Annotated in this window: 11 protein-coding genes and 1 tRNA gene; 4 read left to right on the plus strand and 8 right to left on the minus strand. The window is 61.3% G+C overall.

Features of this window, described 5'->3' with window-relative positions; all coding sequences use genetic code 11:
- Positions 1-12: 12 nt before the first annotated feature.
- The 3 genes from RG2_RS08215 to RG2_RS08225 all read right to left on the minus strand — a co-directional run bounded on the left by RG2_RS08215 (position 13) and on the right by RG2_RS08225 (position 1,566).
- A complete protein-coding gene (locus RG2_RS08215) occupies positions 13-705 on the minus strand; it encodes a cation efflux transmembrane domain-containing protein (RefSeq protein ID WP_033230843.1) in 693 nt (230 codons plus the stop codon).
- Complete coding sequence (locus RG2_RS08220; RefSeq protein ID WP_033230842.1) at positions 705-1,034, minus strand: ArsR/SmtB family transcription factor; 330 nt, start codon at positions 1,032-1,034, stop codon at positions 705-707. Before RG2_RS08220 ends, RG2_RS08215 begins: the two co-directional genes overlap by 1 nt.
- 458 nt (positions 1,035-1,492) lie before the next feature.
- Positions 1,493-1,566, minus strand: a tRNA-Leu gene (locus tag RG2_RS08225).
- Between the two features lie 107 nt (positions 1,567-1,673).
- Here RG2_RS08225 and RG2_RS08230 point away from each other — a divergent pair.
- Entirely contained in the window at positions 1,674-2,291 is a 618-nt protein-coding gene (locus RG2_RS08230) for an ANTAR domain-containing response regulator (RefSeq protein WP_033230841.1), read from the plus strand.
- Positions 2,292-2,484: 193 nt separating this feature from the next.
- Positions 2,485-3,813: an ABC transporter substrate-binding protein gene (locus tag RG2_RS08235; RefSeq protein ID WP_033230840.1), complete on the plus strand. Its 1,329-nt coding sequence runs from the start codon at positions 2,485-2,487 to the stop codon at positions 3,811-3,813.
- Between the two features lie 62 nt (positions 3,814-3,875).
- Here RG2_RS08235 and RG2_RS08240 read toward each other — a convergent pair whose 3' ends face one another.
- The 4 genes from RG2_RS08240 to RG2_RS08255 are packed head-to-tail and all read right to left on the minus strand — an operon-like array spanning position 3,876 to position 8,006.
- The gene (locus tag RG2_RS08240) at positions 3,876-4,682 is read right to left on the minus strand and encodes an ABC transporter ATP-binding protein (RefSeq protein ID WP_033230839.1); all 807 of its coding nucleotides are present in this window, start codon (positions 4,680-4,682) and stop codon (positions 3,876-3,878) included.
- Positions 4,679-5,707: an ABC transporter ATP-binding protein gene (locus RG2_RS08245; RefSeq protein ID WP_033230838.1), complete on the minus strand. Its 1,029-nt coding sequence runs from the start codon at positions 5,705-5,707 to the stop codon at positions 4,679-4,681. Before RG2_RS08245 ends, RG2_RS08240 begins: the two co-directional genes overlap by 4 nt.
- A complete protein-coding gene (locus RG2_RS08250; RefSeq protein ID WP_033230837.1) occupies positions 5,700-6,689 on the minus strand; it encodes a branched-chain amino acid ABC transporter permease in 990 nt (329 codons plus the stop codon). The genes RG2_RS08245 and RG2_RS08250 overlap by 8 nt, the downstream gene beginning before the upstream one ends.
- Before the next feature lie 6 nt (positions 6,690-6,695).
- Positions 6,696-8,006 carry a branched-chain amino acid ABC transporter permease gene (locus tag RG2_RS08255; RefSeq protein WP_267951265.1) on the minus strand — a complete coding sequence of 437 codons (1,311 nt, stop codon included), beginning with the start codon at positions 8,004-8,006 and terminating at the stop codon, positions 6,696-6,698.
- A 280-nt stretch (positions 8,007-8,286) separates the two neighbouring features.
- Here RG2_RS08255 and polA point away from each other — a divergent pair, with 280 nt between their 5' ends.
- Positions 8,287-11,034: a DNA polymerase I gene (polA, locus tag RG2_RS08260; RefSeq protein WP_033230836.1), complete on the plus strand. Its 2,748-nt coding sequence runs from the start codon at positions 8,287-8,289 to the stop codon at positions 11,032-11,034.
- 63 nt (positions 11,035-11,097) lie between these two features.
- Here the strand turns inward: polA and trxA are convergent, their stop codons facing one another.
- The gene (trxA, locus tag RG2_RS08265; protein ID WP_033230835.1) at positions 11,098-11,469 is read right to left on the minus strand and encodes a thioredoxin; all 372 of its coding nucleotides are present in this window, start codon (positions 11,467-11,469) and stop codon (positions 11,098-11,100) included.
- 422 nt (positions 11,470-11,891) lie between these two features.
- On the opposite strand from trxA, the gene RG2_RS08270 reads away from it, so the two are divergent.
- Positions 11,892-12,410 (plus strand): C40 family peptidase, encoded by a 519-nt coding sequence (locus tag RG2_RS08270; protein ID WP_051730183.1) that lies wholly within the window; start codon positions 11,892-11,894, stop codon positions 12,408-12,410.
- Positions 12,411-12,424: the final 14 nt, after the last annotated feature.

Consider the following 12,424-nt stretch of genomic DNA (forward strand, 5'->3'; position numbering starts at 1 on the left):
TGTGGTGTGTGGTCAGTCGCAGCAGTCGCGGCCCGCTGCTGACTTCATGGTTGTTGTCGGCGTGGGGCAGCAGGTATCGCCTTTCCAGGCGTTGAGGCCTTCTTTGACTGCGAGAACGGCGATCACGAGGCCGGCGACAGGGTCGGCCCACGACCAGCCGAACAGGCTGTTGAGAAGAAGCCCCGCAAGCAGGACCGCAGACAGGTAGGTGCAGAGCAGGGTCTGCTTGGAGTCGGCGACCGCCGAGAGTGACCCGAGCTCACGGCCGGCGCGGCGCTGCGCGTAGGACAGCACCGGCATGATCGCGAGACTGGCTGCAGCCAAACCGATCCCGATCGGGGAGTGCTGCGCTTCGCCGAATCCTGTCAGGGCCCGGACGGCGTCGACGGTGACATAGGTGGCGAGAGCGAAGAAGGAGAACGCGATGATCCGTAGCGCGACCTTCTCCCGCGCTTCGGGGTTGCGGCCGGCGAACTGCCAGGCAACCGCGGCGGCAGAGGACACCTCGATCACCGAGTCCAGTCCGAACCCGATGAGCGCGGTCGACGACACGCGCGTTCCCTCGGTGAGAGCTATTGCCGCCTCGATCACGTTGTAGGTGATCGTCGCCGCGACAAACCACCGAATCCGCCGCGACAGCAAAGCCTTTCGGTGGGGCGGCAGTATCGCTGAGGTCCGGGACGGCATGCCTAGCGGGGTCTCCATCAGCAGCAGTCTTCGGTCTCGGAGGCTGGACAGCAGTCCGGGTCGACGGCCAGGACCAAGCCCACGAGGTCGTCGAGCGCTCTGCCGATGCGTGGGTCGGCTAGCTCGTAGCGGCTGCGTCTGCCCTCCGGGATGGCGACGACCAGGCCGCATCCGCGCAAACACGCCAGATGGTTGGACAGAATCTGGCGCGACACCCCGATCTTTTCCGCCAGCTCGGACGGGTAACCCGGAGTAGTGCGCAGGCTCAACAAGATCTGGGTGCGCGTCGAATCCGATAGGGCGTAACCGAACCTCGACAGGGCATCGGCGTGGATTGCGGTCTTCACCCTTTCAATAGTACAGATGGTTCTGTATTCAGAAAAGGCTGTATCTGTTTGGTTTCAGTAAGCGAGGGTAGAGGTGTGCTTGCGGATTTCGTCTTGCCATGGCGAGTGGGCGGCCGAGGTTGACTGACACCTGGCGAGTCCCGTATGAGCTACGTCATAGCGCGGCAACGTTGGCGATCAAGTCCGCTGCGAAAGTCACAGTTGTTCAAGGGATTGCTGGGCATAAGAGCGCAATGCTGAGATTCGACCGATGTGGACGACTGTTTCCCGATGAAGTTGATGCATCGGCTACTCGACATGATGAAGATCGGATCAAGGCTTTAGCGGACTGAATCGAATTTCTCGATGTACTGCGAACTGAGGTCTTGGAACCCCATTGGGATATCAGATTGGGATATCAGATTGGGATATCAGATTGGGAGATAAGACTGAAATTCGCGCTAGCCCGCACCTTTCGGTGCCCTCGGTGAGACTCGAACTCACACTGGACGGGTTTTGAATCCGTTTCCTCTGCCAATTGGGATACGAGGGCTTGTTGCGATGACTACATTAGAAGATGCGATTCGAATGTCAAACACCGGTACCCTCTAAATGTTCGCGCCTCGTGTCGGGGCGGTTCGATCGAGGAGGGTGGTGGCCATGAATTCGCTAGAGCTGCAAGGCAATCAGAGCAAATCACGTCGAGTTGTTGTTGCCGAGGACGAAGCGTTGATCCGGATGGATCTGGTCGAGATGCTCCGCGAAGAGGGCTACGACGTTGTCGGCGAGGCCGGCGACGGTCAGGTTGCGGTCGAACTTGCGGAGGAACTCAAGCCCGATCTTGTGATCATGGACGTGAAAATGCCCAGGCGCGACGGTATTGATGCCGCTTCGGAGATTGCGGCGAAGCGAATTGCTCCTGTGGTCATTCTCACAGCGTTCAGTCAGCGTGAATTGGTGGAGCGAGCGCGGGACGCGGGCGCCATGGCATATCTGGTCAAACCTTTCTCGATTTCCGATCTTGTGCCGGCCGTTGAATTGGCCGTCAGCAGGTTTCGTGAGGTTACTGCGCTGGAACGGGAAGTCGCGGATCTGTCCGACCGCTTGGAGGCGCGCAAGCTGATCGAGCGGGCGAAGAGTGTGTTGATGGTGCGCCAGGCACTCACCGAACCAGAGGCGTTCAAATGGATCCAGCGCGCTGCCATGGACCGCCGCTCCACGATGAAGGCCGTCGCCCTGGTCGTGATCGAGACCTTGGGCGGTGAACCTGACGCCTGAGCCCGGTGCGCTCGGTGGTGCCGATTAAACCGCGCATTCGGCACGGTTGTGTAAATTGTCGAGGCCATCAGGTAACAGTCAGGTCACAGGGCTTTCTTGTCGGATCGCGATACGGTTTCGAGGTCTAGCGTCTTTTCCCACAGCGAGCGTCGTTTCGGTTGACGCGAGCACCGGCTGATCTAAGGAGCGTGGGATGGCTAGACGAACACTTGTGCGCACTGCCGCAGTTCTCGGCGTTGCAGCATTGGCATTGGCAGGCTGTAGCTCGGACGACTCCGACAGTTCGTCATCGGGCACCACCACGTCCGGCTCAGCAGCGGCAACAACCGTCTCGACGGATTGCACGCCGCAACAGGCCACGGCAGGCACTACACCGTCCACCGACCCTCTGCGCATCGGAACCTTGTTGCCGGACACGGGAAGTCTGTCCTTCCTGGGCCCGCCGATGGTTGCCGGTACGCAACTCGGCGTCAACGACGTCAACGCAGCGGGAGGTGTACTCGGACAGCCAGTCCAGTTGATCCCCGGCGATTCCGGCGATACGACCACGGACACGGCCAACACCACGGTTGACCGCGAATTGGCGGCAGGCACCCAGGTGATTGTCGGTGCGGCGTCGTCGTCCGTGTCATTGAAGGTGATCGACAAGATCGCAAGTGCGGGCGTCGTCATGTTCTCCCCGGCCAATACCTCCGACCAGTTTGTCTGCTACCCCGACAAGGGGATGTACTTCCGCACCGCTCCCACGGACGTACTGCAGGCTCAAGCAGTCGCACAGCTCATTTCAGACGACGGTGGACAGCGCGTAGCCATCCTGGCTATGAACGACCCCTACGGCACGGGTCTGGCCGACAACATCCAGAAGAATCTGATCGACTCCGGCGTTCCGTCGGATCAGGTCGAGAAGATCATCTACGACCCCAACGCGCAGTCGTTCAACTCCGAGGTCGATCAGATCAAGAACTTCAATCCGGACGCCGTCGCGTTGGTGGGCTTCGAGGAATCAGCGAAGATCATCACCCGCATGCACGAGGTGGGCATCGGACCGTCCGACGGAATGGCGCTGTACGGCGTCGACGGCAACATGGGTAACGCACTCGGTGAAGCCGTTGCGACGCCGCTGCTCGACACCATGCAGGGCACTACGCCACTGACGGATGTGGGAGCCGCGTTCCAGGATCGGCTGAAGGCTGTCAACAGCGCTTTGATCGACTTCAACTACGCGGGTGAGTCTTACGACGCCGTGGTGATCTCGGCCCTCGCGGCGGAGCAGGCAAAGTCGACGGCAGGCGTCGATATCGCCGCCAACATCAACAGCGTCACCGAGGGCGGCACCAAGTGCACGTCGTACGCGGAGTGCCTACCGCTCGTGAAGGCGGGAACCGACATCGACTACGACGGCATCACCGGTGAACTCGACTTCAACGACTCGGGCGAGCCGTCCATCGGTTCGTACGGCAAGTTGGTGTTCGGACCTACGAACACACTGACAACCGAAGGGTTTGTGGTCGTCGGTAAATAGCAGATCAACACACGAAGGTGGGCCAGGGTCTCGAAGACCCTGGCCCACCTTTTCTGTCGTGGTTACTTCTCCTTGCTGCCGGCCAGCGTTCCGAGGTACAACTCGATCACCTTGGGGTCGTTCATGAGGTTGGCTCCCGTATCGGTGTACGCATTCTTGCCCTGATCCAGCACGTACCCCCGATCGCAGATCTGCAGGCACCGGCGCGCATTCTGCTCGACCATGATCACCGAAACACCGGCTGCATTGATCTTCTTGCAGCGGATGAACACTTCGTCCTGGAACATCGGTGACAAGCCGGCAGACGGTTCGTCGAGGAGCAACACCGACGGATCCATCATCAGGGCCCTGCCCATCGCGACCATCTGACGTTCTCCGCCGGAGAGCGCGCCTGCCTTGACCTTTCGGCGTTCGCTCAGGAGTGGGAACAGGTCACTGACAAAAGCGAACCGCTCCGCGAAGGACTTGGGACGCAGATAGATTCCCATTTCGAGGTTCTCTTCGATAGTCAAGGACTGGAAGACGTTCTGAGTCTGGGGAACGTATCCGACTCCCTTCTGGACGAGTACGTGTGCGGGAGCGGACGTGATGTTGTCCTCCCGGAGAGTGACCGAGCCTTCGCGGACGGGGATGAGCCCGAACAGCGATTTGAGCAGCGTCGACTTGCCGGCGCCGTTCGGCCCGATGATGCCGACGATTTCGCCTTCCTTCAGGAAGAAGTTGCATTCACGCAGGATGTTGACGCCGGGAATGTAACCGGCCACCACGCTGTCCGCGCGAAGCAGCGCACCCGCCGACAGGCGTGCGTGTTCCTCGGGAGTTGCGGCAAATTCAGCGGGGGTGAGTGACCGTGCTTCGTTCTCGCTCATGGCTTCTCGTGCCTTCCGCGCGATTCCTCCGGACTGGATTCGAGCACCTCGACAACCTCGACCGGTAGGTTCCCCAGATCCGGCTCCGACAGATCACCGCCGGCTTCGAGGGTCTCGACCTCGGCCTCGGCCAGAGCGGCCGCGAGAACGGCGGTGTCGCCCACCGGGTTGCCCTCGTCGTCGAATTCGAGGGCCTGATCGTGATGACTTCCCAGATAGGCGTCGACGACTGCTGTGTTGGACGACAATTCGTCCGGCGTCGACTCGGCGATGACGCTGCCCTGAGCCATGACGACCACCCAATCGCTGATGTCACGAATCACGTCCATGTCGTGTTCGACGAAGACGACCGTCATACCGTCGTCGCGTAGCGATTTGATGTGCCCGAGCAGGCTCTGTGTCAGTGCGGGATTGACGCCTGCCATGGGCTCGTCGAGCATCACGACGGATGGTTCCGTCATCAGTGCCCGTGCCATTTCGAGGAGTTTGCGTTGCCCGCCTGACAGTGAACCGGCAAGGTCGTCGGCTTTGGTGTCGAGCTTGAATCGTCCGAGAAGTTCGCGGGCGCGCTCGGTGATCTCGCGTTCCTGTGCCTTCCAGGTCCAGGGCAGCAACGACGTGAAGATTCGTTCGCCGCGTTGCCCGGTGGCTCCGAGCCGAACATTGTCGAGCACCGTCAGTTTCGACAGCGCCTTGGTCAGCTGGAACGTGCGGACCACGCCTTTACGCGCCACCTGATGGGGATACATGCGTCCCAAGGACTGACCGTCCATCGACCATGTTCCGGTGTCCGGTCGATCGAAGCCGGTGAGAAGGTTGAACAGGGTGGTTTTCCCGGCGCCGTTAGGACCGATCAGCCCGGTGATACATCCGCGTTGGATTTCGAGATGGTCGACGTCGACGGCCTTGAGGCCACCGAACGTCCGCGACACCTTGTCTGCCACCAACACCGGGTCAGGTTTGGCCGATCCCGGAACGTGGGGGACGTCGGCAAAGATCTGTGCTCGTGTCTCGGCGTCAAGCATTGAGTTGCACCTCCCGCTTGTTACCCAGTATTCCCTGCGGCCGGAACACCATCAGGAGAGCGATCATCAAACCCAGTAGTACGTAGCGCGTCGCGCCGACCTGCTGTTCCGTCAAAGACAGGAGCGGGTTCTCGCCCGAGATCGCCTGACGGAGCAACGCGTCGGGGATGGCGAGGAGGAACCAGAACAGCATCGCTCCCACGACGGGGCCGAATACCGTTGCGGCACCGCCCAGAATCAATGCTCCGAACGCGAAGAAGGTCTGAGCCGTCGAGTAGAAATCGGGGTTGATGGATTTGGTCTGTAGAGCGTTGAAGACTCCGGCCATACCGCCGATCACGCCACCGATGACCAACGCCTGCATCTTGTACACGAAGACGTTCTTTCCCAGCGACCGTGCCGCGTCCTCGTCCTCGCGGACTGCTTTGAGGACACGACCCCATGGACTGTGGCTGAGCAGATACACGATCCCGCAGAGGATCAGCACGAGGGTCCATCCCACGACCATCGACCACAGGTCGTCGCCGTAGAACTTCACGCCGAGGAACGAGTACTGCTTTGCGGAGTCGAACGGGCTCAGTGAGGTGAAGGGTTCGGCAAAGCTGAAGAGTCCGTTGGTTGATCCGGTGACGGAGTCCGATGCCGTTGACCGGAAGATCAGTCGCAGGATTTCCGCAGCGGCAATGGTGACGATGGCGAGATAGTCCGCGCGAAGGCGAAGAGTCGGTATGCCGAGGACCAACGCGAGAAGGCCGGCGGCGGTCAGTCCGACGATGATTCCCAGCCATAGCGGTTGGTCGTACGTCACCGTCATGATGCCGACGCCGTAACCGCCGAGCAGGGCAAAGCCGATCTGGCCGAAGTTCAGCAGTCCGGCATACCCGAAGTGCAGATTGAGGCCGATGGCCAACAATGCGTAGAAGATCGCCGACGGCCCGATGAACTGGGCGAAGGAGACCTGGAGTGCTCCCATGATGTCCATATCCACTCACCCGATCCGTTGTCTGGATCCGAGGATGCCCTGAGGGCGAACCACGAGGATCACGATCAAGACGAGAAGCCCGCCGATGTATTTGAGGTCGGGGTTGATGATCAGCGTCGAAAGCTGAACCAGCAGACCGACTATGACGCACCCGAGAAGCGCGCCGTAGGCGGTGCCGAGTCCGCCGAGAGTGATACCGGCGAACATCAGGAGCAGGAGTTTGAAGCCCATTTCCCACTGGACACGGCCGCCGAGTTCGGAGATGCCGAACAAGACGCCGCCGAGGGCGGCCAATCCGCCGCCGAGTCCCCAGACGAACATGATCACGCGTTCGACGTTGATGCCGGACGACGCGGCGAGATCGCGGTTGTCGGAGACGGCGCGCATCGCCTTGCCGATGCGCGTCTTCTGCAGAAGTAGTGCCACGCCGACCAACACGATCAGGCTGACCACCATGACGGCGGCATTGGCGTCGGTCAGTGCGATCGGTCCCCAGTTCTTCTCGACCTGCCCTTGGTAGTCGTCGAAGGGTTCGGCGCGATCGGAGAAGAAGATCAGAATCAGGTAGCGCAAGGCGATGGCAAGACCGATCGAGACCACCAACTGCGCGATCAATCCGGTCTTGCGTTTACGCAAGGGTTTCCACACGATCCCGTTGGTGAGCAAGCCGATGCCGATGCCGACGAGGATGGCGAGCACCGTCGCCGGTATCAGGGGGATGCCGACCGAGGTGTTGAATGCCCATGCGGCGACGGCGCCCAGCGTCACCATCTCACCGTGTGCGAAGTTGGTCAGCCCGGTGGTTCCGTAGATCAGGCTCAATCCGACACCGGCGATGGCGATCACGAGTCCGAAGCGGAGACCGTCGACGGTAGTTCTGATGAGTTTTTCGCCGAAGCTCACATTGGAGGCGGTGCGCACTTCGCCGAACGAGAAGATCACGGTGTTCGCGCGGCCGGCGACCACTTCGCGTTCGACGGTGGCCTGCACGCTCACCCCGTCCGGCAGGGTGTCGGCAACAATTTCGAATGTGTAGACACCCGGCGCAACCGCCAATTCCCAGCGGCCGTTCTGGGCGGATACGCCGGTTGCGACTTCGGTGCCGGACGAATCGAGAGCGCGAACGGTCACTCCTTCGAGTCGCGTTCCACCGTTGTTGAGATTGCCACTGACGGGAACGGCATTGGCCGGCACTGCCGGTGCGGTGGATACGGTCGGAGATTCGGGGGTATCGGTCGGTTCCTGCGCCGACGCGGTTGCGGCGAATGTGAGTACAGCAACTATCACGAGCAGGGCAAAGGCCAGGATTCGGCTCAATGTGGCGAGGGTATGCCGTTTCACTACGGGTGGGGCCACGTACGTCCTCCGAGCGGGTCGGGACAAGGTTGCCGCGCAGTCAGCGAGGTGTCAGCCCGTTGCTGCGATTTCCGGACTCTAACGGCTCTGTTCGCTTCAGACGGGGTTCTGCGATTTCCGGCATGTTTCGGTTCCGTATCGAAGCCGCGCGCAGGGGCGATTGACCTGATTTCGGGCTGGTTCCTGCGTAAAGGACCGTGGGCGGCATGTGTGTCGGTCCGAATCCCTAGACTGATGAACCGTGAGCCCCGCAACCACGACTCGGTCCAGCACGTCCACCGCCGCTACCGGTACATCCGGCAAGGCAGACGATCGTCCACTTTTGATGCTTCTCGACGGGCATTCTCTGGCATTTCGTGCCTTCTACGCGTTGCCCGCGGAAAACTTCAAGACACAGAGTGGTCAAACCACCAATGCGGTGTACGGCTTCACGTCGATGCTGATCAATCTGCTCCGTGACGAACAGCCCACCCACTTGGCAGCTGCCTTCGACGTCTCCCGTCAGACGTTCCGCGCCGAGTTGTTTCCGGAATACAAGGCGCAACGAGCCAAGGCTCCGGACGAGTTCAAGGGGCAAATCGACATCACCAAGGACGTCCTCGGCGCCATGGGGATTCCGGTCATGGCCGAGGACGGCTTCGAAGCCGACGACGTCATCGCCACGTTGACGACGCAAGCCGAAGCGCTCGGGTACCGCGTACTCGTTGTCACGGGCGACCGCGATTCGCTTCAATTGGTCACGGAGAACGTGACGGTGCTGTATCCGAAGAAGGGCGTGTCGGAGCTCACCAGGTTCACGCCGGACGCGGTCGAGGAGAAGTACAACCTGTCACCGGCTCAGTACCCCGATTTCGCGGCGCTGCGCGGCGACCCGAGTGACAATCTTCCCGGCATTCCTGGAGTAGGGGAGAAGACCGCTACCAAGTGGATTCGCGAATACGGAGACCTTCAGGGTTTGGTCGACAACGTCGACAAGGTCCGGGGCAAGGTGGGCGATTCGTTGCGGGAGAACCTCGCCAACGTGTTGCTGAACCGTCAGCTCACCGAGATGATCCGCGACGTGCCGCTGCCGTACACACCGGAGCAGTTGGTTCTGGCTCCGTGGGATCGCGAGAAGATCCATGCGTTGTTCGACGACCTCGAGTTCAAGGTTCTCCGAGATCGCCTGTTTGCGACCCTGTCATCTTCCGAGCCCGAAGCAGAAGAGGGTTTCGAGGTCAGCGGCGACGCACTTGCGCCGGGTGCGGTGGCGGAGTGGCTGGACGCACACGCGCGTACCGGATCCCGCCACGGAGTCACCGTCCTCGGAACGCGCAGCACGTTCGCTGGAGACGTCACAGCGCTTGCCATCGCTGCATCTGACGGCGAGTGTGCCTACATCTCCACCACCTCGGCTACTGCGGAAGACGAAGCAGCGCTGGGTGATTGGCTCGCCGATGTGTCTGCGCCCAAGGCTGTGCACGAGGCCAAGTGGGCAATTCACGCCTTGCGTGGACGCGGGTGGACCTTGGGTGGATTGACCAGCGACACCGCGCTCGCGGCCTATTTGGTGCGTCCGGGTCAGCGTTCCTTCAATCTCGACGACCTCTCGCTCCGTTACCTCAAGCGTGAACTGCGTGCCGAATCGTCGGGGCAGGAACAGCTTTCGCTGCTCGATGACACTGATCAGCTCGACGCCGAAGCGGCGGAAACGGCGATGCTCAGCGCCCAGGCCGTGCTCGACCTTGCACAGGCGCTCGACAATGAACTCGAGTCGATCGAGTCGACGTCACTGCTCTCGGACATGGAGTTGCCGTTGACAATCGAACTCGCTCAGATCGAGGCAACCGGTATCGCGGTCGACACCGCGCATCTGCACGATCTCCAGAGCCGGTTCGCCTCCGAAGTCTCCGACGCCGCCAACTCGGCGTATGCAGTGATCGACAAGCAGATCAATCTCGGCTCCCCGAAGCAGCTGCAAGTTGTGCTGTTCGAGGATCTCGACATGCCCAAGACCAAGAAGACCAAGACCGGGTACACCACAGACGCCGAGGCGTTGCAGGGCCTGTTCGACAAGACGGGGCACCCGTTCCTCGAGCACCTTCTCGCGCACCGCGACGCAACACGCATGAAGGTCACCGTGGACGGGCTGCTCAAGTCGGTCGCCGAGGACGGGCGGATCCACACCACGTTCAACCAGACCGTCGCCGCAACCGGACGCCTTTCTTCCACCGATCCCAACCTGCAGAACATTCCCGTGCGCAACCAAGCGGGACGCGAGATCCGCGACGGTTTTGTGGTCGGCAACGGCTTCGACGTTCTGCTGACCGCCGACTACAGCCAGATCGAAATGCGGATCATGGCCCACGTGTCGGGCGACGAAGGACTCATCGAGGCATTCAACACCGGTGAGGACCTGCACAGCTTTGTCGGTTCGCGCGCATTCGGTGTGCCGATCGAGGAGGTCACCCCGGAATTGCGTCGTCGGGTCAAGGCGATGTCGTACGGACTTGCCTACGGACTCAGTGCATACGGTTTGGCGTCACAACTCAAGATTTCGACCGAAGAGGCAAAGCAGCAGATGGATGCCTACTTCGCGCGATTCGGCGGAGTACGTGACTACCTCCACGCAGTGGTCGAGCAAGCTCGAAAGGACGGCTACACCTCGACGCTCTACGGCCGTCGTCGCTACCTGCCCGATCTCAACAGCGACAACCGTCAGCGCCGCGAAGTTGCCGAGCGCGCCGCGCTCAATGCGCCCATTCAGGGCACGGCAGCCGACATCATCAAGGTCGCGATGATCAACGTCCAGAAGGCACTTGCCGATGCGGGACTCGAGTCGCGGATGCTGTTGCAGGTTCACGACGAGTTGGTACTCGAGGTCGTGGCCGCCGAGCTCGAGCAGGTCACCGCGTTGGTCAAGGACAAGATGTCCACCGCTATCGAGCTGTCCGTTCCGCTTGATGTGTCGGTCGGCACCGGCCGCAGTTGGGACAGTGCCGCTCACTGAGGTCTGCAATGAAAAGTGGCGCAGGGCAATTCGATTGCCCTGCGCCACTTTTTGTTGTGAGAGTTACTCGGCGGAAGCTGACTGCTCTGCGATCTGCTTGCGAACCTCGTCCATGTCGAGCGCCTTGACCTGAGTGATCAGATCCTCGAGCGCGGGGGCGGGCAGAGCGCCGGCCTGGTTGAACACGAGGACACCTTCGCGGAAAGCCATGATCGTCGGGATGGAGCGGATGTTCGCCGCTGCGGCGATGCCCTGCTCGGCCTCGGTGTCGACCTTCGCATGGACAACGTCGGAGTGCTTGTCCGCGGAAGCCTCGAAAGTGGGAGCGAACTGGCGGCACGGGCCGCACCACGAAGCCCAGAAGTCCACGAGCACGACATCGCTGCCGTTGATGGTTTCGTCGAAGTTTGCCTGGGTGAGTGTCTGGGTGGCCACGAGGGTCCTTTCCATAGTTCGGTGCGCTGTGAAGCAGCAGCTGTTGGTCTGTCCAACGCCGAGGAATCGCCAATTCTTCCCTGCGGCGCCGACCGGATTGCGTACGAGGCCGCGTGGACGGGGCCGATGTACCCGGTCAGGTACCTACGTGCGCCTATCTGAAGAGCCTTGTTAGTGCATCTACCAGCATGAATGCATATTTTCCTGGGGTTGATCGAACTCGTAGGTCTGAAGGTCTGTGCCAAATTTGTGGCACCGGGTGACGCGCGGCACATAAATTACGTGGTTCCGGGCGGAAAACCGAAACAGGTATGCCATGGGCAGTTCAGCGGAAGGCAGGAGCGCGAACCGCCGACAGAGTTGTGGGCATCGCCGCAACCCGATCGGGCAGCGGGACATCCTGAAGGGAAATCCACAAGCTCATGGCTGTACGCACAACCTCTCGAACCAACGCCGCTCTGACCCGCATTCTTCGAAGCGCCATCATTATCGGTGCACTCACCGCAGGAGCCTTTGCCTCGACTACCGCCGGCGCGAGTGCTCAACCGCTGGCGGCTCCGTCTCAGTCGACGCACGTTCAGCAGGTTGCGTTCTACTCGTCAGCCGGATCGCAGGCGGTGAGCGCGGCGGAGTCGAAGGTCGGGGCACCGTACGTGTGGGGCGCGACCGGACCTAGCTCGTTCGACTGCTCCGGATTGGTTCAGTGGGCATACGCGCAGGCCGGAGTGTCCATTCCCCGGACGACCTACGCACAGGAAGCCGGTGGTGTCCCCGTATCTCGAGGAGACCTGCAGCCGGGTGACCTGGTGCTCTACTACGGCGGCGACCACGTTGGCATCTACGCCGGCAACGGCACGGTAGTGCACGCGCCGACGTCCGGACAGTCGGTCACGTACGCGCCGGTCGACTCGATGCCTTTCCACGCCGCACGCCGGTACTGATCTAACGCCCCACA

Origin of the sequence: Rhodococcus globerulus NBRC 14531, from assembly GCF_001894805.1 — a bacterium.
GTDB classification, from domain to species: domain Bacteria; phylum Actinomycetota; class Actinomycetes; order Mycobacteriales; family Mycobacteriaceae; genus Rhodococcus_F; species Rhodococcus_F globerula.

Bases quoted from the DNA above. Each gene is read 5' to 3' on its own strand.
- RG2_RS08215 (WP_033230843.1), bottom strand. From the start codon at position 705: ATGGAGACCCCGCTAGGCATGCCGTCCCGGACCTCAGCGATACTGCCG.
- RG2_RS08230 (WP_033230841.1), top strand. From the start codon at position 1,674: ATGAATTCGCTAGAGCTGCAAGGCAATCAGAGCAAATCACGTCGAGTT.
- RG2_RS08235 (WP_033230840.1), top strand. From the start codon at position 2,485: ATGGCTAGACGAACACTTGTGCGCACTGCCGCAGTTCTCGGCGTTGCA.
- RG2_RS08240 (WP_033230839.1), bottom strand. From the start codon at position 4,682: ATGAGCGAGAACGAAGCACGGTCACTCACCCCCGCTGAATTTGCCGCA.
- RG2_RS08245 (WP_033230838.1), bottom strand. From the start codon at position 5,707: ATGCTTGACGCCGAGACACGAGCACAGATCTTTGCCGACGTCCCCCAC.
- RG2_RS08250 (WP_033230837.1), bottom strand. From the start codon at position 6,689: ATGGACATCATGGGAGCACTCCAGGTCTCCTTCGCCCAGTTCATCGGG.
- RG2_RS08270 (WP_051730183.1), top strand. From the start codon at position 11,892: ATGGCTGTACGCACAACCTCTCGAACCAACGCCGCTCTGACCCGCATT.